Annotated in this window: 18 protein-coding genes and 1 tRNA gene; 5 read left to right on the top strand and 14 right to left on the bottom strand. The window is 52.8% G+C overall.

Features of this window, described 5'->3' with window-relative positions:
* Positions 1 to 40: 40 nt before the first annotated feature.
* Positions 41 to 1,375, bottom strand: coding sequence for an aminotransferase class I/II-fold pyridoxal phosphate-dependent enzyme (locus tag QOS46_RS11665; RefSeq protein WP_283609944.1), 1,335 nt, complete (start codon positions 1,373 to 1,375; stop codon positions 41 to 43).
* 62 nt (positions 1,376 to 1,437) lie between these two features.
* Positions 1,438 to 2,154 carry an HD-GYP domain-containing protein gene (locus QOS46_RS11660; protein ID WP_283609943.1) on the bottom strand — a complete coding sequence of 239 codons (717 nt, stop codon included), beginning with the start codon at positions 2,152 to 2,154 and terminating at the stop codon, positions 1,438 to 1,440.
* A gap of 163 nt (positions 2,155 to 2,317) precedes the next feature.
* Between QOS46_RS11660 and QOS46_RS11655 the strand changes: the two genes are divergently transcribed.
* From QOS46_RS11655 to QOS46_RS11645, 3 genes are all read left to right on the top strand, one after another.
* Positions 2,318 to 2,394 (top strand) — tRNA-Arg (locus tag QOS46_RS11655).
* 220 nt (positions 2,395 to 2,614) lie between these two features.
* Positions 2,615 to 3,382, top strand: coding sequence for an SDR family NAD(P)-dependent oxidoreductase (locus tag QOS46_RS11650; RefSeq protein WP_283609942.1), 768 nt, complete (start codon positions 2,615 to 2,617; stop codon positions 3,380 to 3,382).
* A gap of 299 nt (positions 3,383 to 3,681) precedes the next feature.
* A complete protein-coding gene (locus QOS46_RS11645) occupies positions 3,682 to 4,170 on the top strand; it encodes a prolyl-tRNA synthetase associated domain-containing protein (RefSeq protein ID WP_283609941.1) in 489 nt (162 codons plus the stop codon).
* Between the two features lie 220 nt (positions 4,171 to 4,390).
* Here QOS46_RS11645 and thiT read toward each other — a convergent pair whose 3' ends face one another.
* From thiT to QOS46_RS11630, 3 genes are all read right to left on the bottom strand, one after another.
* Positions 4,391 to 4,963, bottom strand: a complete 573-nt coding sequence (gene thiT / locus QOS46_RS11640) for an energy-coupled thiamine transporter ThiT (RefSeq protein WP_283609940.1) — start codon at positions 4,961 to 4,963, stop codon at positions 4,391 to 4,393.
* 372 nt (positions 4,964 to 5,335) lie between these two features.
* Entirely contained in the window at positions 5,336 to 5,998 is a 663-nt protein-coding gene (locus tag QOS46_RS11635) for an HAD hydrolase-like protein (RefSeq protein ID WP_283609938.1), read from the bottom strand.
* Positions 5,999 to 6,021: 23 nt separating this feature from the next.
* On the bottom strand, positions 6,022 to 6,417 hold the full coding sequence (locus QOS46_RS11630) for a thioesterase family protein (protein WP_283609936.1): 396 nt from the start codon (positions 6,415 to 6,417) through the stop codon (positions 6,022 to 6,024).
* 312 nt (positions 6,418 to 6,729) lie between these two features.
* Here QOS46_RS11630 and QOS46_RS11625 point away from each other — a divergent pair, with 312 nt between their 5' ends.
* Positions 6,730 to 7,515, top strand: a complete 786-nt coding sequence (locus QOS46_RS11625) for a heparan-alpha-glucosaminide N-acetyltransferase (RefSeq protein ID WP_283609934.1) — start codon at positions 6,730 to 6,732, stop codon at positions 7,513 to 7,515.
* Between the two features lie 77 nt (positions 7,516 to 7,592).
* The gene (gene ychF / locus QOS46_RS11620; RefSeq protein WP_283610827.1) at positions 7,593 to 8,687 is read left to right on the top strand and encodes a redox-regulated ATPase YchF; all 1,095 of its coding nucleotides are present in this window, start codon (positions 7,593 to 7,595) and stop codon (positions 8,685 to 8,687) included.
* 657 nt (positions 8,688 to 9,344) lie between these two features.
* Here ychF and QOS46_RS11615 read toward each other — a convergent pair.
* The 9 genes from QOS46_RS11615 to QOS46_RS11575 form a co-directional block, all read right to left on the bottom strand.
* Positions 9,345 to 9,716, bottom strand: coding sequence for a hypothetical protein (locus QOS46_RS11615; protein ID WP_283609932.1), 372 nt, complete (start codon positions 9,714 to 9,716; stop codon positions 9,345 to 9,347).
* 658 nt (positions 9,717 to 10,374) lie between these two features.
* Positions 10,375 to 11,139 carry a DUF975 family protein gene (locus QOS46_RS11610; RefSeq protein WP_283609930.1) on the bottom strand — a complete coding sequence of 255 codons (765 nt, stop codon included), beginning with the start codon at positions 11,137 to 11,139 and terminating at the stop codon, positions 10,375 to 10,377.
* A 507-nt stretch (positions 11,140 to 11,646) separates the two neighbouring features.
* On the bottom strand, positions 11,647 to 12,654 hold the full coding sequence (ilvC, locus tag QOS46_RS11605) for a ketol-acid reductoisomerase (RefSeq protein WP_283609928.1): 1,008 nt from the start codon (positions 12,652 to 12,654) through the stop codon (positions 11,647 to 11,649).
* Positions 12,655 to 12,724: 70 nt separating this feature from the next.
* Positions 12,725 to 13,228: an acetolactate synthase small subunit gene (gene ilvN / locus QOS46_RS11600; RefSeq protein ID WP_283609927.1), complete on the bottom strand. Its 504-nt coding sequence runs from the start codon at positions 13,226 to 13,228 to the stop codon at positions 12,725 to 12,727.
* Positions 13,229 to 13,245: 17 nt separating this feature from the next.
* The gene (ilvB, locus tag QOS46_RS11595; RefSeq protein ID WP_283609925.1) at positions 13,246 to 14,865 is read right to left on the bottom strand and encodes a biosynthetic-type acetolactate synthase large subunit; all 1,620 of its coding nucleotides are present in this window, start codon (positions 14,863 to 14,865) and stop codon (positions 13,246 to 13,248) included.
* A gap of 71 nt (positions 14,866 to 14,936) precedes the next feature.
* On the bottom strand, positions 14,937 to 15,149 hold the full coding sequence (locus QOS46_RS11590) for a hypothetical protein (RefSeq protein WP_283609923.1): 213 nt from the start codon (positions 15,147 to 15,149) through the stop codon (positions 14,937 to 14,939).
* Positions 15,150 to 15,257: 108 nt separating this feature from the next.
* Positions 15,258 to 15,656, bottom strand: a complete 399-nt coding sequence (locus QOS46_RS11585) for a cupin domain-containing protein (protein WP_283609921.1) — start codon at positions 15,654 to 15,656, stop codon at positions 15,258 to 15,260.
* Between the two features lie 15 nt (positions 15,657 to 15,671).
* Positions 15,672 to 16,604 carry a transketolase family protein gene (locus QOS46_RS11580; RefSeq protein ID WP_283609920.1) on the bottom strand — a complete coding sequence of 311 codons (933 nt, stop codon included), beginning with the start codon at positions 16,602 to 16,604 and terminating at the stop codon, positions 15,672 to 15,674.
* The gene (locus QOS46_RS11575; protein WP_283609919.1) at positions 16,597 to 17,412 is read right to left on the bottom strand and encodes a transketolase; all 816 of its coding nucleotides are present in this window, start codon (positions 17,410 to 17,412) and stop codon (positions 16,597 to 16,599) included. The genes QOS46_RS11580 and QOS46_RS11575 overlap by 8 nt, the downstream gene beginning before the upstream one ends.
* Between the last annotated feature and the right edge of the window lie 4 nt (positions 17,413 to 17,416).

Here is a 17,416-nt window from a genome sequence, read left to right as displayed (position 1 = left end):
GTTGCGGAACGTTTCAAAAAGCGAAAACAGGGTATCTGATTTATTTTACCACTTTTAATGAAAAAATGCCATACCCACGTAAAAACTCGGCAATTTCGTCGGTTATTTTTTCACCGGGCATCACCACCGGCACGCCGGGTGGGCATGGGCAGCTGGTTTCAGCTGCGATTCTGCCGACGGACCGCGCGAGCGGAACCTCTTCGGCCGGGGAAAGCAGCGCCTGCCGGGGCGTCAGCAAAGCAGGCGGCAAAGCGGGCAAAGCGGGCTTCGTTTCTGGTTTCGTTTTACCGGGGTTCAGCGCTCGAATTGCCTCTTCCAGCCGCTGAAAATCCGTTTCACTGTTAAACGGCGTGGCAATCAGCACCAGCTGGGCAGAATCGGCGTATTCCGGCTCTACGCCATGCCCTCGCAGAAGCTCGGCGGCGTCCGTCCCCAAGATTCCCGCCTCGGCGGTACGCAGAGTCAAACGAACCGGATCACATTCTCCCTCCGGAGCGGGAAATCCCAGCCGGGCCGCCAGCTCCCGCACCGCCGCAGCCCGCTCCTCCAGAGCGGCAAACGCGGCGCGTCCGTTTTCTTCGAGCCAGGCACGCGCCAGATCGAGCGACGCCATAATCGGGTACGACGGGCTTGTGGAGCCGAACAGTGCCATCGCCCTTTTGGCATCCGGAGCAAAAGACGGCTCGGCGAGATTGAGCCACGCACCGCCGGTCAGCACCGGTAGTGTTTTGTGCGCCGAGCAGGCCGTGGCGGAGGCTCCCAAATACAGAGGATGCCGGTTCTCTTTTAGAAAAGCCAGGTGCGTGCCGTGGGCGTTGTCCACCAAAAGGGGAATCCCTCTCTCTCGGCAGACAGCAGAAACGGCTGGGATGTCCGCCAGTACCCCGTAATAATCGGGGCTGGTAAGGAACACCGCCTTCGCGTCGGGGTGCTCGCGCAGGGCAGACAGAACATCTCGGCTGTCGACCCGGCCGGGCAGGCCTCTCCCCGCTGAGGGGCGCGGAAGAATCCAGACCGGCGTAATGTCGAGCAAAGCCATGGTATGAACCACGCTGCGGTGCAGCACGCGGTCAAATAGAATCGTACCGCCTCGGGGTGCGGCTAAATACAGCATCGCCTGAAGGCAGAGCGTGCAGCCCCCTGCGGAAAACAGCGTGCGCCTTGCCCCAAACAACTGTGCCGCCCGTTGTTCTGCCGCAAGGATCGCACCGTCAGCCTCAAAAAGGCTGTCGGTATCCGGCAGCTCGGTAAAATCGAGCGAAAGTAAATCCCTCGGCAAAGCGCCCGGCGCATTTTTATGCCCCGGCGTATGAAAAGAAGAACGGTTTTTCTGTTGGTGCTCCAAAAGCGCAGTATAAAGCGGCGTGTCTGTCATAAAAAATCCTTTCGGAGTGAAAGTTTTGTTTTTCTGTATTATATCGCACCATACCGTGCTTTTCAATCGCCCATGCGTCCCGTAAGAATCCGGTAATCCTTTTCCCAGATCAGGATGCCCAGGGCATCCGCCGGTGCGGCATCGTAGAGCGAGTGGCGTGAAAGCTCTGCCAAAGCCGCCTCCGTGCCGGGTGCAGGGCGGTAAGGCCGGTGCGAGGTCATGGCCTCAAACACATCCGCCACCGCCAGAACTCGTGCCTCCGGCAGGATTTCCTCCCCCTTCAGTCCACACGGGTAACCGGAGCCGTCCATGCGCTCGTGGTGCTGACGGATAATCTCCGCCAACGGGGTGAAAAAAGAAATGTCCTTAATCATCTGGTAGCCGGTTTCCGCGTGAGTGCGGATCAGCGCCATTTCCAGCGGAGTAAGGACTGCGGGCTTCGTTAACAGATCGCCGGGAATGCCTATCTTACCAATGTCGTGAATCATTGCGGCGCGGCGCAATAGATCGCACCGCTCGGGAGCCCAGCCCATTTCCAGCGCAATATCGCTGGCCAGGCAGCTCACCCGCAGCTGGTGCCCGGCGGTGTAGGGGTCCTTCTGCTCCACCATGCGCGCCATGACAAGCAGGGTGTCGTCCATGGCCTGCTCCAGCAGGCTGGCCTTTTCGCGCAGCTCCCGATGGCAGCAAAAGCGCTTGTTTCCGCCGGGCGTGCCGGTGATCACCTGATACAGGGCACCGGTGCACCGGGCCGAACGTGAAGATTTTGGAAATTGCATGGCAGCTTTCTCCTTTCCATAGCTTGTTTCATTGTATGCGGCGAAGTACCAAGGTTTGCACAGCGGCGCGCACGCGCGGAAAGGAAATTTTATGGAAAAGGAAAATCGAAGGACAAGGATTGCATAACTGAAGTGGTTGTGCTATACTAATGCAGTAATATTTCCGCCCGTGGCGAAGCTGGATATCGCAGCAGATTCCGATTCTGAAGGCCGGGGGTTCGAATCCCTCCGGGCGGGCCAATACAAAAGCCCGGAAAGTCGCATGAATGCTAGCTTTTCGGGTTTCTTTTCAGCATATTATATGGTTTGGGTTTATTTTGAGTTTATGGGGCTTATGCACTCGATTGAAACAGAAATAGATTCAAATCATTTTTTTAAAGTTTAGTTTCCTATATCTAAAGTTAGTCCTTTTATTATAAACCCAATGTTAATTAAATAACAAACTTATAAGGAGGACACTATGAAAAACTATTTTGATTTAACTGGCAAAATTGCGTTGGTTACAGGAGGCTCTTCAGGCCTGGGTGTGCAATTTGCAAAAGCTTTGGCAAACCAAGGCGCGGATATTGCTCTTTGCGCTCGGCGCATGGACCGCCTGGAAAAGGTCAAAGCGGAAATTGAAGCAATCGGCTCTAAATGCTATGTTCACGAATGCGATGTAACGAAACCGGACCAAATTGCTGTTACCGTAAAAGATACGGTTGAACATTACGGCAAATTGGATATTCTGGTCAACAATGCAGGTCTTGCCATTTTTGACGCTGCAACAGATATTTCTAATGAACAATGGCTAAAAATGATGGATACCAATTTAAACCAAGTCTATTTCTTCTCACGGGAAGCGGCGAAGTATATGATTCCGGCACATTATGGCCGAATTATCAACGTAGGTTCCATCCATTCCACTGTTTCAATGACCGGATTTCATCTGTCGGCATATGGCACTACAAAAGGCGGCGTCTTAATGCTGACAAAATCTCTGGCAAACGAGTGGGCAAAGACCGGTATTACAGTCAATGCAATCGGTCCTGCTTATTTTTCGAGCGAAATGACTAGTGCCGCTCTTTCAAATGACAGTGCAATTGAACTGATCAAGACATATTGCCCCATGGGAAGAATTGGTCAGCCTGGTGAATTAGATAGTGCAATCATCTATTTTGCTTCTGAATCTTCCAGCTATACGACAGGTCAACTCTTACAAGTGGATGGTGGTTGGACGACTATCTAATGATCACGATTTCAACCGGCATTTAAAATGGGCTAATAACACAAAAAATGCAGTTCAACCCTTGCGGTTGGGCTGCATTTTTTTGCGGGAGGTTTTGACGCGGGAAGCACACAACTGCCCTAAACGCCTAAATATTGGGCTTGCCGCCATAAAATTTCTTCGGGCGGGCCAGAAAATTTCAATTTAATTGTCTGTTCCTTTTTGCTTTCTGCCACGCTATAATAGAAGCGGATTATTTGTTACACACAAACCAACAGAAGCTTATCAAGCCATATGACGAATGGGAAAGGTTCATTGAAATGCTGGATAAAAAAGACACATATGATCTCTTGGATAAGCATCAGCTTATTTATGAAGCCTATGAGCATCCCGCCGTTTACACCATTGAGGAGCTGGACGCTCTGAATATTCCACACAGCGAACAGATTGCAAAAAATCTCTTCCTGCGCGACGATAAAAAAAGAAATTATTATTTGGTTACCGTGCCGGGGCATAAAACAGTAAACTTAAAAAGCCTGAGCGAAAGGATTTCCAGCCGCAAGCTAAGCTTTGCCAGCGAGGAGTCACTCGGAGAATTGTTGATGCTGGAAAGAGGGCATGTGACTCCGCTTGGAGTTCTGAATAACACGCAGAAAAATGTAATTGTGGTATTCGATAAAAGCTTGCAGAACCAGCGAATCGGAATCCACCCCATGGAAAACACCGCGACAATTTTTATCGCTTTTGAAGATGTTAAAAAACTGATAGAAGACCATGGAAATACCATTGTGATGTGCGACTTCGATTAGCAGCAGAGAAAAATCAAGAGGGAAAACCACTCTGCGGTTTTCCCTCTTTTGCGCCTGTACGGCACGATGAAATTTATCTTGAAAATAGGAGGAACATGAAATGGAAGAAGGCGTTCGGCTCACCTGCTCTATTTTATGACAAGCCTTCGCTTTTGCTCACTGGTCTGTCCCCACTTTGTGGACTTCCCCAAACAAGCCCTCTCGCCTTTGGTAAGAGCGCTTATGCCGCGTGCGCGGAGCCTTGGCGGCCGGTGCGGTCAAGCACCTTGACCAGCGCTACGGTAACAACCGAGGTGATCACCAGCTCGGGCAGCATATAGCTGCCGTTATATACCAGGGAATACAGCCACACCGGAGTTCCTTCGGGCGCATACTCTCCCCAGATGAGGATGCCGGACATAAAGCTGCAAAGAAAACGCAGGAACACGGCAACTGCCGCGCCAAACGCAATACTGGCGGAACGGCTGCGGATCGGTTTGCCCCAGAATGCCGCACTGCCCAGCACGGTATAGGCCAGCACATAATCGAGCAGCACCACCAAGACAAACGCGGTAAGCGTTTTTGCAGGCGGAGCATTGAACTGCAGCAGTATTTGCAGCAGGCTGTGAACAAACGCCGTGCCAAGGCCCCATTTCACCCCGTGGCGGTACGAAACCAGCACCAAGGGCGCCATGCTGGCCAGAGTGATCGATCCGCCCTGTGGCAGCTCGAACACCTTGATCATGCTCAAAACGGTGGAAAGGGCGATCATCAGCGCGCACTCCACCAAAATGACGGTATTGTTTTTTTTCATAAAGATCCTCCCACGCCAATTCATACTGCACTCCCATCAAAAAGAAAATGCTCCTTGTTTTGTTTTCTTTCCCTGCCTCGGGTGAGATAACAAAACGGTTTTTTCACTTGATTACAGGTCTGATTCGGGCGCGTCCGCTGTTCCGGTAACGGAAAACCAAAGTGTGAACTGCGATCTTTCCTGAAAAACATGCCGCACGCAAAAAGACGCATTGCGGGTAATACCACAATGCGTCTTGCTGTGCTGCAAAAGTTTCCTACGCTGGCATTATCCAGATCAGGTCAAAGGGACATAGGCGTCAATCCGTCTCATCTCAGCCGCGTATACGCAGCGCCCCGTATTCAGTTCCAATATCACTATATCGGTATCCGCTCAGTTTGTCAAGAGCAAACGCTCCAGCTCGGTAAAATCCGCGGCAAACCGCGCGCCAAGGAACTTCTCCTGCATCTCCTCGCGGGTACCGTAGCCGTGCAGCATCCCGATAAAATCCGTGCCCGCCAGGCGTGCGCCCTCGGCGTCAAACTTGGTGTCACCGATCATCACCGCGTTTTGCGGCTTCATCGAAAACCGCTCAAGGCCGGCGATAATCAGCTCTGCCTTCGAGCTGGCACGCTCTTCACTGCCGGCGGGGCCCGTAACAAAATCCACGAGCGGGGCCAGCTTAAAAATCTCTACCACGCGGTTCGCCTGCGGCAGAGGCTTCGAGGTGGCAATGCAAATCTTTGCGCCCGCCTGCCGCAGAGCGGAAAGCAGCTCCCGCGTGTGCGGGTACACCGAATTTTTGTAAATGCCCTCGGTTTCGTAAAGGCTGCGGTACAGCGCAACCGCCCGGTCGCTCACATCGTCCGGCAGGCCACAGGTCTGTGAAAAGCTTTGGAACAGCGGCGGACCGATAAAGGTGCGCAGCAGCTCAGGCGGCGGCTCCGGCAGGTCTAAGCGCTGCAGCGTCTGCTTTACGCAGCTGAGGATTCCCGGGCCGGACTCGGTCAGGGTACCGTCCAGATCAAATAAAACGATGGGGTAAACAGTTTTCATCAGGAGTTCCTTTCGTCAGAGAATTATTGCTTGGCACGCTCCGCCACTCTTTTCAGATAATTCTCACGCTTCACACTGGCGCGCACATGCGTGCAGGTAGAAATCAGGCCCACGTTGTCCGACGCCTGCACGTCAAAGGTAAATTTACGGCCGTCGCTTTCAACCAGCGTTGCCGCAATGTGAATGGTAACACCCTCCACCGTGGGTGCCAGATGCTTAATATGCACTTCGGAGCCAACCGAGGTGATTTCTTCTGGAAGAGAGTCTCTCAGCATCCGGGCGCAAACGCCCTCCATCAGCGCAACCAGCCGGGGCGTGGCAAGCACGTCTACACTGCCGCTGCCGAGCTTCGAGGCCAGGTCTGCGGAGGTAACCGTATAATCCTGAGAAATGGTTTGTCCAATTTTCAGTTCACTCATTGTAATTCTCCCTTTCCTTACTGTATAATAAAATAAAAGGTAATCTGCCGGCGCAGGCTATGCCCGCCGAACATTCAGCGCAATTATTACAAGCTTAGTATAACATGATACAGCTCCGGTTTGAAGCGGTATTTTTGCTTATGTTCCCACAAAAATTCAGCAATTTTTGTACACTCAACTCATGATCAAAATACCTTGCGTGAAAATGGCAAGTTCTTCCTCCGCCTATAGTGGGGGAAGAAAAGCTCGGCTTTTATTACTAGCAGCAGGGTGGTTTGCAATCATTTTTTGTACTTGGCGGGAGGAATCAATTTGAGCGAAAGCACACCGGCCCCGGCTGCGGCCACGCGCCCCCGGCTTCACCTGATGGACGAGCTTCGTGGCTTTGCAGTGTTCTGCATGGTATTTTACCACGCGTTTTACACCTTTGCCTTTTTGTATGAGATTCGCTGGATGATGGTGCTGTTCCGCTTTTTCACCCCGGCGGAGCCATTTTTTGCAGCGCTGTTCATTTTTATTTCGGGCATTTCCTCGCTGCTTTCGCGCTCGAATCTTCGGCGGGGACTCAAGCTGTTTGCGGTCGCGCTGGCGGTCACGCTCGTCACCGCACTCGTCACGCCCGAGTATGCCATCTGGTTCGGCATTCTGCATTTTCTTGCGGTCTGCATGATCTTATACGGTCTGCTGGGGCGGTACCAGAAAAAAATCCCCTTTTCTTGGCTGCTGGTACTGTTGTGCATCTTCCTTTATTTCTTTACCCGGCCGATTCCTTCGGGCTATTTGGGCTTAGGCCCGGTTTCCGTATTTCCTCTGCCGGATGCGGTCTACCACGTAAAATGGCTGTTCCCGCTGGGGTTCTATGATTCTTCGTTTACGTCGTCGGATTATTTTCCGCTTTTGCCATGGGGGTTTGTTTTTCTTGCAGGCACCATCGTGGGGAAGCCGGTAGCCGAGGGATTGGCCCCCAAATGGATGTACCGCCGGCGCGTTCCGTTTTTCTCACAGATGGGTCGCTGGGCATTGGTGATATACATTGCGCACCAGCCGGTCATCTACGCCTTTGCGTGGGTGCTGGAGCAACTGGGTCTGATTGGCTGAAAGAGCCTTGCGCGTACCACAGAAAAAGAATATAATAAGCTGAATGCTTTTGAGACAGAAAGAGGTTGATGAGTGAAATGAAGCTGGGAATCGTCGGGCTGCCCAACGTTGGAAAGAGTACGCTGTTCAATGCCATTACCAACGCCGGAGCGCAGTCCGCCAACTATCCTTTTTGCACCATAGAGCCAAACGTCGGCATAGTAGCCGTGCCGGACAAGCGTCTGGATCGTTTGGCCGAGATGTACCACCCGGAGAAATACACCCCCGCCACGATTGAATTTGTGGATATTGCGGGTCTGGTGCGCGGCGCCTCCAAGGGAGAGGGCCTGGGCAACCAGTTTTTGGCGAATATTCGCGAAGTGGACGCGATCGTTCATGTGGTACGCTGCTTTGAGGACGACGACATTATTCATGTAGACGGCAACGTAGACCCCGCACGCGATGTAGAAACGATTAATCTGGAGCTGATTCTCTCCGATATGGAGGTACTTGACCGCCGCTTAGACAAGACCCGCAAGATGCTCAAGGCGGACAAGAAATACCAGACCGAATGCGAGTTCTTTGAGCGCGTGCGCGCCGAGCTGGATGCGGGCAACACCGCGCGCAGTGTGGAATGCACGGAGGAAGAGGCCGAGCTTTTGGCCACGGTTTCTCTGCTGACAAACAAGCCGGTGATCTACGCGGCTAACATGAGCGACGCCGATTTTAAAGGCGGCGTAGAAAACAACCCCTATTTCGCCGTGGTAGAAAAGCTGGCGGAACAGGAAAGCGCGGGCGTTCTGCCGATCTGCGCGGAGGTAGAGGCGGAAATTTCCGGCATGGAGCCGGAAGAAAAGCAGATGTTCCTGGAGGACATGGGCCTTTCGGAATCGGGTCTTGACCGCCTGATTCGCGAGTGCTATACCCTTTTGGGTCTGATTTCGTACCTGACCGCCGGCCCGCAGGAGGTGCGCGCCTGGACGATTCAGAACGGGACAAAGGCCCCTCAGGCCGCCGGTAAAATCCACACCGATTTTGAGCGCGGCTTCATTCGCGCGGAAATCGTCGCCTACAACGATTTAATGGCCTGCGGCACCATGGCAGCCGCCAAGGAAAAGGGTCTTGTTCGTTCCGAGGGCAAGGAATATGTGATGAAGGACGGCGACGTAGTGCTGTTCCGCTTTAACGTATAAATAGCAATTCTTTTGCGCAGTGCGTCCGCGAGGATTCTGCTGGCGCAGGGCCTGCCCCTCGGGGCGGGTCTTTGCTTTTTTGTAAAAGAATTTGTTTTTTTCTCCGGGGAGTTCCCGTGGGAATTCTGCTGGCGCAGGGCTTGCCCCTCCGGCCGGGGCAGGCCCCAACTTTCTTTACGAAAAGAAAGTTGGCAAAGATTCGCCCAAGGCTCCGCCTTCGGAATCCGTTTTGGGGAACGGTTCCTGAAAGCATCACCGACAGCCGCCGGTAAGGCGCTCCATTGAAAATGTCCACTCTCCGAGCTTAATCTGGAAATAAGCTTTGCTGTCCCGTCTGTCGGCGGGCATTTTCAAAGCGCTCTCATGGGCTCGGAGAAAGCGACGCTTCGCGCCGGCAGTTCTTTTTCTCTCGCTTCGCGCGCGAGGGAGTATTTTTATCGCGGTTCCCGTGGGAATTCTGCTGGCGCAGGGCTTGCCCCTCATGCCGGGGCGGGCATTTACTTTCTTTACGAAAAGAAAGTAAACAAAGATTCGCCCAAGGCTCCGCCTTCGGAATCCGTTTTGGGGAACGGTTCCGGAAAGTATCACCGAAAACTTTCGGGAAGGCGCTCCATTGAAAATGCCCACTCTCCGAGGTTCCTCTGGAAATAAGTTATGCTATCCCGTCAGTCGGCGGGTATTTTCAAAGCGCTCTCGTTGGCTCACAGAAGAATGCTTTCTGTTAGCAGAGCGGTTCTTTTTTGTTTTTGCGGGCATCAAAGCTTTCTTGCGCACAAGCTGCGCGCACAGGCTTGTTCCTGTGCGGAAAATTTCCTCAAGATCGGGAGCTCCTCCCGGTTTCCAAAGGCAGAGCCTTTGGTCGTTGAGAGGGGATCCAAGGGGAGAGAATCGAAACTCTCCCCTTGGAAGGCCTTTGCTTACTTTCGTCCTTTCACGAAAGGAAGTGCCCGCCCCGGCATGAGGGGCATGGCTCTGCGCCAGCTGAATTTTTACGCGGGAGAAGCCCGCTAAAAAATCTTCTTTTATCAAAGAAGAATCTATTACCTGCGACACAAAGAGTTGTTTCTTTTGAGAACACCCCCGCAACGCGCGCACAGGTTCAACCTGCCAAAAAATAAGCGCCGTCCCTCAGCGAGGGACAGCGCTTTCGGCCTAAGTGGCCGGGTATCCGCGCACAGTCAGGCGTGTGCGGGACTGTTTTTCTTACAGACAAGAACGGCGGAGCCGGAGTAACGTCCGGATGAAATTCGGGGGAGAATGTTCATGGAAAACTCTCCGGCCCATGCCGGGGCTTGCCTGTAAGGCAACAAAAAAGCGCGTGTTACGGAATCCCTCAAAAAGGGATGTTTCCATAAACACAGCGCCTATATCACAAGTGCAATACACAACTCCCGCTTTGGTGGGATTCCCATTTTTACCACACCCCCCTCTGTACAAAAGGGGAAAAATGGGTTATACTGTGTCTGCATGGTGCGGCTTTGCCGTTGTTTATGGAGGGCTGTTCTCCGTAAGCAGGGGGCGGGGTGTTCCTAGGCACCTCGCTCCTGCTTTGCACTTTAATCATGCCTTACAGGTAAATTATACCATTTTTTGGGGATTATTGCAAGATAAAATACAAATATGCGAAAAAATGTCACATGAATAGAAAAGCGCCGGATTCTAAGAATCCGGCGCTTTTTTGGCAGACTCAGCCCGCCAGGTTCAGTTCCCCGGGCTGCACCATACCGGTTTGAATTGCACGGTCGCGCAGGTAAATATACAGTTCGGCAATTGTTGCATAATAATACGGCATAACCAGCGCAAACCCCAGTGTGATCACAATATCCTGTATCAAGTCGGACGCTCTCGCCATCTCGAGAAGCATTGACAAAGCGATCGGGATCAAAAACCACCCGATAAAAGAAAGAGACAGCACGAGGATCGCACCCTTCTCCCCATCGGTCATCAGGCGGCTGATCTGCCGCACCCTCCGGCCCGAAAGCCGGGGATTATCCGACAGCAAAAACGGAACCATGACGTACTGCAACGTCTTGTAGATACCGGGAATAATCAGCAGCAGTGCCCATAACCCGATAAACAGGTTCGTTACGAAGCTGGTGAGAACCACATTGCCATACCCGTTGCGGAACCCCAGAGTAACGTCGGAAAGCTTCCCTGCATCAAACCGGTTGCGCACAAAAAAGCCATACACTCCCACGATCAACGGCAGAAGAATAAAAATATTCAGCAGCACAAACCCCAGATTATACCCCATGAATACGCTTGTTTCAATTTCATGCACACCACTTTGCATGCCTGCTGCCCATTTGTCGTTAACCTCACCGTAACCGGTGACCCATTCAAGTAACGAGGGTACAACCATAATAATGGCAGAAACCAGAAATGCCGTCCAATACTTTCCGCCTCTAATTGCCGCCTTTGCATTGCTCTTGATAATCTCTCTGCTCCACATTTTCTATTAAGACCCCTTTCGCTCATTTTCTGTATCATACGATACTGCCCTTGGCCGCTATTCCTAAATACGGCCGTGCCGCACACAATTAATTTCTTATTTAAAGGCAAAACACGCCTGTTCGTCGAAAAAGCATCCTCTTTCAAGCGCTTTTCCGCATGTAAATCTCACACGCAAACCGTTCGCCGGCGCTCTGCAAGCCGGAGTTCCTCCCAGTGAAAACCAATCTTCTGTTTCCTTAGCGGCCAACCGCCGCTTTCTCATGGTATGTTTCTTCTGACCAAACTGCGACAAAGATAAAAAAGGATCAGGTAATCGGTGTTGTCCGACTCTACCTGATCCCTTGTTACCGATGTTGCTCTGCGTTATAAGATCCTCTCGCCGTTAGCGGCAACAGTCGCCGACGGCTGTGAGAGCCTTGAAACTCGATGCGGGAGATACACCACTCGCTGTGAAGAAAGCGTTTTTCCCGCGTCCGATTCTCTTTTTCAGACTCAACCGCCCGAATTACTCGGCGTATTTGTCCTCTTCACTCCAGGAGTACATCTTGCGCAGCTCTTTGCCGACGGCTTCCAGTTCATGCTCCGATTCATTGCGGCGGCAGGCGCTGAAATGTGCGCGGCCGTTCTTGTTCTCTGCAATCCACTTGGAGGCAAAGGTGCCGTCCTGAATTTCGTTGAGAACCTTCTTCATTTCCTTCTTGGTCTCGTCGGTGATCAGGCGCTTGCCGGTTTCGTAATCGCCGAACTCCGCGGTGTCGGAAATGGAGTATCTCATCAGAGAGAAGCCGCCCTTGTAGATCAGGTCAACAATCAGCTTCATCTCATGGATGCACTCAAAGTATGCGTTTTCGGGAGCGTAGCCCGCTTCCACCAGCGTTTCAAAGCCAGCCTTCATCAAAGCGGTTACACCGCCGCACAGGACCGCCTGCTCGCCAAACAAATCTGTTTCAGTTTCCACACGGAAGGTGGTCTCCATCACAGCTGCGCGCGCGCCGCCAATGCCTGCGCCGTAAGCCAACGCGACGTCGAGCGCATGGCCGGTATAATCCTGCTCAATCGCTACCAGGCAGGGAACACCCTTGCCCTCCTGGAACTCGCTGCGAACGGTATGTCCGGGGCCCTTAGGGGCGATCATGAACACATCCACAAACTTGGGGGGCTTGATTTGGCCGAAATGAATATTAAAGCCATGGGCAAACGCAATTGCCTTGCCCTCGGTCAGGTTCGGCTCAATGTCTTTCTTGTACATATCTGCCTGACGCTCATCGGGGATCAGAATCATGATAATGTCCGCAGCCTTGGTGGCCTCCGGCACGGTCATAACCTTGAGGCCTGCCTTTTTTGCGCGCTCCGCGCTCTTGCTGCCCTCATAAAGGCCTACTACAACATCGACTCCACTGTCATGCAGGTTTAAAGCATGGGCATGGCCCTGGCTGCCATAGCCAATAATCGCTACTTTTTTCCCCTTAAGTACGTTGATATCGCAATCGGCTTCATAATAAATCTTTGGCATAACATGTTCCTCCTTCAGCAGGTGTAAATAATTTATAAGACAGAGTTCAAGTTTCGTTTGCCAAGTCCGCTCAAACGCTCTGTTTTCTGGTTACCTGGGGCCCTTGCTCCAGTGCGACGGTACCCGTGCGGGCGATTTCTTTAATGCCGTAGGGCTTCAGCAATGTAAGCAGTGTTTCTGTTTTTTCAGTGGTATCCGCAAACTGAATTGTTAAAGAGCTGAGGGAAACATCCACCACACGCGCGTGGAACAGCTCCGCGATCTGAAGAATTTCGGGGCGGTACTGCGGCGTGCAGCTCACTTTAATCAGCGCCAGCTCGCTGCTGATGAACGGGCCGGTGTCGTCAAGGCGTTTGACCTTGATCACGGGAATCAGCTTGTTGAGCTGTTTTTCCACCTGCTCCATCACATATTCGTCACCGTTGACGACGATTGTCATGCGGGAAATGGCGGGGTCTTCCGTCACGCCCACGGCAAGGCTGTCAATGTTGAACCCGCGGCGCGAAAACAGACCCGAAACCTTAGACAGGACACCCGGCTGGTTTTCCACCAGTACTGAGAGAGTATATTTCATTTTAGCTCCCTCCCCCTTCAAATCGACGGCAAGGTCGGATCAACCTTGCACACCAGCAGATACGGTTTATTCGACGCCAGCATTTTCTTCGCCAGCTCTTCCGCCTCGGGATTGTTCTCCGCCTGGGCGGATTCAATGCCATAGGCCCTCGCCAGCGCTACAAAATCGGGGTTTCCGTGCAGCTCGGTGGCCATGTGCCGCTTGCCGTACAGCTTATCCTGAATCTCGCGCACCATGCCGAGATGCTCATTGACCATCACGATAATCTTGACACCGACGCCGCTCTGCATGATTGTGCCGAGCTCGCACATCGACATCTGGAACGAGCCGTCGCCGCAAACCGCTACTACCTGGCGGCGGGGCTTGGCCAGCTTCGCGCCGATGGCCGCAGGGATCGAATACCCCATAGTGCCAAGGCCGCCGGACGTTAAAAAGCGCCCTTCCTTTACGTTAAAGTTGTTGACAGACCAAATCTGGTTCTGGCCGACGTCCGCAACGAGAATCGCGTCATCCTTCATCATGGAAGAAAGCGTGCGCATAAACGAGCGCGGCTCCACAAAATGCTGCGAAGGCTCGCCATGCGGAATCTCAGCCCGCCGCAGCTCCTGAACCTTTTGTAGCCATTCCTGCGGGGCGGTGCAGCTCACCTTATCTGCCAGACTGCCCAGCACCAGGCGGATGTCACCTACGATCGGGATGTGCGCGGTAATATTTTTGCCGATTTCGGCGGGGTCTACATCAATATGAATGATCTGCGATTTGGTTCCCAGCATTTCAGGGGCAATAATAGCACGGTCGCCTACTCTGGCACCGCACAAAATGACCACGTCCGCGCCGAGCAGCGCCTGATTGGCACTCTTTTTGCCATGCGAGCCAACCATGCCCAGGTAGGAATCGCTGTCCATCGGAACAACGCCGATGCCCATCATGGTAGACACCACAGGAATTCCCGTTTTCTCCACCAAGGTCATCAGTTCTTTTCTGGCACCCGCCAGCACAACGCCGCCGCCGCAGCAAATCAGCGGACGCTGCGCGGAGGAAAGCACCTCCACGGCGCGCTTGATCTGCAGGGCATGTCCCTGCGTGCGGGGCTTATATCCGATAATATCCGCGTGCTGCGGGTATTTAAACTCTTTAATCTCGTTTTGCTGCACATCCACCGGCACATCGATCAGAACGGGGCCGGGGCGACCCGTAGAAGCAATGTGAAACGCTTCCTTGAACACGCGCGGCAGATCGGCGGTGTCTTTTACCAGGTAGCTGTGCTTTGTAAACGGCTCGCACGCACCGGTGATGTCGGCCTCCTGAAACACATCGCGGCCGAGCAGCTCGGAACGAACCTGCCCGGTAATGGCAATGAGGGGTACCGAATCCATATAGGCGGTCGCAATCCCTGTAATGAGGTTGGTCGCGCCGGGGCCGGAGGTAGCAATACACACACCGGGCTTTCCGCTCGAGCGTGCATAGCCGCTCGCGGCGTGGGCGGCGTTCTGCTCCTGCCGAACCAAAACATGCTGGATGGAAGACAGAGATAGCTGATCATAAAAAGGACAGATCGCCGCGCCCGGATAGCCGAACGTTAGGACGACCCCTTCCTGCTCCAGGCATTTCACCATGATTTCCGCTCCGCTGATCATCGTACTCCACCTTCCTACCAAATAAATACTTTTTTATATTGATTTTAATAAACCCAAAGATTTTAGACTTCTTATCTCTCCCAACCGGTGGTGGGGAGAGATACCGTATTTTTCTTAATTAAAATTGCACTGCCAAAATAGGTACAAAATAACCCGGCTTCTTTCCATTCGCCTTTGGAGGAGAAAGCAGCCGCCGCTTTAAAAGCACATTTATTGAAATTACCTTTTATTATAGTATGATACTTTAAATCAGTCAACTGAAAAAGCGGTGCACCGCCTCCCAAAGGAACACGGCACACCGCCTTACTTTTGTGCAATTCTGCTATGATACCACGGGCGCAGAGCGCCGTTGTGGTATCTTTATGAATTGGCGGTAAAATAGCCGCTTGCGGTTATTTCACCAAAGATTTCAGCGTTTCAATCTGAGTAGGTGTCAGGTCGATCACATCGCTGTTCTCCATTCCGGTGGAAACATCCTCAATGAGAACCATTTTGGTATCCTTCTGGGTCACGGTGTTGTGCCACAGAGACTGAGGAATATTGTAAACCTTGAACGGCTCCATCTCCAGCGCTTCCAGCTTCAGCTCGCCGTCAACCTCTTCCGCACTGATCAGAGTGCAGCGGCCGTTGAGCAGTACAAACAGCTCGTCGGTCTTGTTGTGGCGCTCCAGGCAGGTAGTGCCGGTAATGTCGTTTGCGGGCTTCCAGTTTTTAATGCCGATGGTCCACTTTTCATTCTCGTAGACTCTCTGCATGCCTTCGCCGTTCATTTCAAAGCTTTGAATTTTCATGGTTGCGTCTCCCTCTTATTTCAGCAGAGCCTTGGCTTTTGCCACAATGTTTTCCGGAGTCAAGCCGTAAATGCGGAACAGGTCTGCCGGTTTGCCAGATTTACCAAACTTATCCATTACGCCAACGCGGTCGAACTTCGCGCTGGAATGGCCCGCCAAAGCCTCTGCAACGGCAGAGCCGAGGCCGCCAATGATGGAGTGCTCTTCCACGGAAACCATCGCGCCGCACTTCTCAGCCATCTTCACGATTGTCTCGTTGTCGAAGGGCTTAATGGTGTGAACGTTTACAACCGCAGCGCTAATGCCATCCGCCGCCAGCAGTTCAGCAGCCTTGAGCGCTTCGGGAACCATCAGGCCGGTGGCAACCAGGCATACGTCGGTGCCGTCCTTCATGATGTTGGCTTTGCCGGGAATGAAGGGGGTACTTTCTTCCGTAATCACGTCGCACACAGGGCGTGCCACGCGGATATAAACAGGGCCGTTGATTTCTGCCGCGGCAAAAACAGCCTTCTTGGTTTCAATCGGATCACAGGGGACAAAGATGGTCATGTTGGGGACCACGCGCATCAGCGCCAGATCCTCAATAGACTGGTGGCTGCCGCCGTCCTCACCCACACACAGGCCGGAATGGGAAAAGCCGAATTTTACGTTGGCATTCACATACGCAACCGAGTTGCGGATCTCTTCGTATGCGCGGCCGGTGCCGAACAGTGCGAAGGTGCTGGCAAAGGGGATCAGACCGGAATGTGCAAAGCCCGCTGCCGCGCAAACGAGGTTCGCTTCCGCAATACCGAAGTTGAAAAAGCGGTCCGGATATTTGTCGAGGAACATGCTGCTCATGGTAGCGTGGGCCAGATCGGCATCCATCGCGACTACCTTATCGTTTTTCGCGCCAAGCTCAACAAGAGCCTCGCCGTAAGCTACTCTTAAAGATTTTTTCTCAGCCATCGATCGTTACCCCCAGTTCCTTCATTGCCGCCGCAAAATCATCCTTAGACATCGGCTTGCCGTGCCATCCGTGGTTATCTTCCATAAAGGAGATGCCGCGGCCCTTATGGGTATGGCAGCAAATAAATTTGGGCTTGCCGACGACCGGCTTCTTGATCGCTTCCGTAATCGCGTCAATGTCGTGTCCGTCCACTTCCAGGCATTCAAAGCCGAATGCGCGGAATTTTTCAATCGGGTCGCCAACACTCATTACCTGATCATTGCTGCCGTCAATCTGAAGATGGTTAAAGTCGAGAAGTACCGTGAAGTTATCGAGATGGTAATGAGCCGCGGACATTGCCGCCTCCCATACCAGGCCTTCCTGCATTTCGCCGTCGCCGATCAGAGCGTAAACCTTGTAATCTTCTTTTTTATATTTTGCCGCAAGCGCCATGCCGCCGGCAACCGAGATTCCCTGCCCCAAAGAACCGGTGTTGCAGTCAACGCCCGGGGTCTTGGTCATATCGGGATGCCCCTGCAGGTGAGAATCTGCCTGACGCAGGTGCTGAAGATCCTCTTTGGGGAAGAACCCTTTGTCCGCCAGAACCGCGTACAGCGTGGGGCAGGCATGTCCCTTGCTCAGTACAAAACGGTCGCGGTCTTCCATATGCGGGTTTTTGGGGTCGTACTTCATTACATTGTTGTACAACGCCAACAGGATCTCTACACAGGACAGGGATCCGCCGGGATGACCCGACTGGCAGGCATAGAGCGATTTTAAAATATCGGCTCTAATCTGCGTGGCTTTTGCGTTTAGTTCGCTGTTCATTTCG

Source organism: Faecalispora anaeroviscerum (assembly GCF_947568225.1).
GTDB lineage: Bacteria > Bacillota > Clostridia > Oscillospirales > Acutalibacteraceae > Faecalispora > Faecalispora anaeroviscerum.
Note: the sequence above shows the minus strand (reverse complement) of the source record. Positions and strands in the feature narration are given on the sequence as shown.

Coding starts and splice junctions, on each gene's coding strand:
- QOS46_RS11665 (WP_283609944.1), bottom strand. CDS start 1,375: ATGACAGACACGCCGCTTTATACTGCGCTTTTGGAGCACCAACAGAAA.
- QOS46_RS11660 (WP_283609943.1), bottom strand. CDS start 2,154: ATGCAATTTCCAAAATCTTCACGTTCGGCCCGGTGCACCGGTGCCCTG.
- QOS46_RS11650 (WP_283609942.1), top strand. CDS start 2,615: ATGAAAAACTATTTTGATTTAACTGGCAAAATTGCGTTGGTTACAGGA.
- QOS46_RS11645 (WP_283609941.1), top strand. CDS start 3,682: ATGCTGGATAAAAAAGACACATATGATCTCTTGGATAAGCATCAGCTT.
- thiT (WP_283609940.1), bottom strand. CDS start 4,963: ATGAAAAAAAACAATACCGTCATTTTGGTGGAGTGCGCGCTGATGATC.
- QOS46_RS11635 (WP_283609938.1), bottom strand. CDS start 5,998: ATGAAAACTGTTTACCCCATCGTTTTATTTGATCTGGACGGTACCCTG.
- QOS46_RS11630 (WP_283609936.1), bottom strand. CDS start 6,417: ATGAGTGAACTGAAAATTGGACAAACCATTTCTCAGGATTATACGGTT.
- ychF (WP_283610827.1), top strand. CDS start 7,593: ATGAAGCTGGGAATCGTCGGGCTGCCCAACGTTGGAAAGAGTACGCTG.
- QOS46_RS11610 (WP_283609930.1), bottom strand. CDS start 11,139: ATGTGGAGCAGAGAGATTATCAAGAGCAATGCAAAGGCGGCAATTAGA.
- ilvC (WP_283609928.1), bottom strand. CDS start 12,654: ATGCCAAAGATTTATTATGAAGCCGATTGCGATATCAACGTACTTAAG.
- ilvN (WP_283609927.1), bottom strand. CDS start 13,228: ATGAAATATACTCTCTCAGTACTGGTGGAAAACCAGCCGGGTGTCCTG.
- ilvB (WP_283609925.1), bottom strand. CDS start 14,865: ATGATCAGCGGAGCGGAAATCATGGTGAAATGCCTGGAGCAGGAAGGG.
- QOS46_RS11585 (WP_283609921.1), bottom strand. CDS start 15,656: ATGAAAATTCAAAGCTTTGAAATGAACGGCGAAGGCATGCAGAGAGTC.
- QOS46_RS11580 (WP_283609920.1), bottom strand. CDS start 16,604: ATGGCTGAGAAAAAATCTTTAAGAGTAGCTTACGGCGAGGCTCTTGTT.
- QOS46_RS11575 (WP_283609919.1), bottom strand. CDS start 17,412: ATGAACAGCGAACTAAACGCAAAAGCCACGCAGATTAGAGCCGATATT.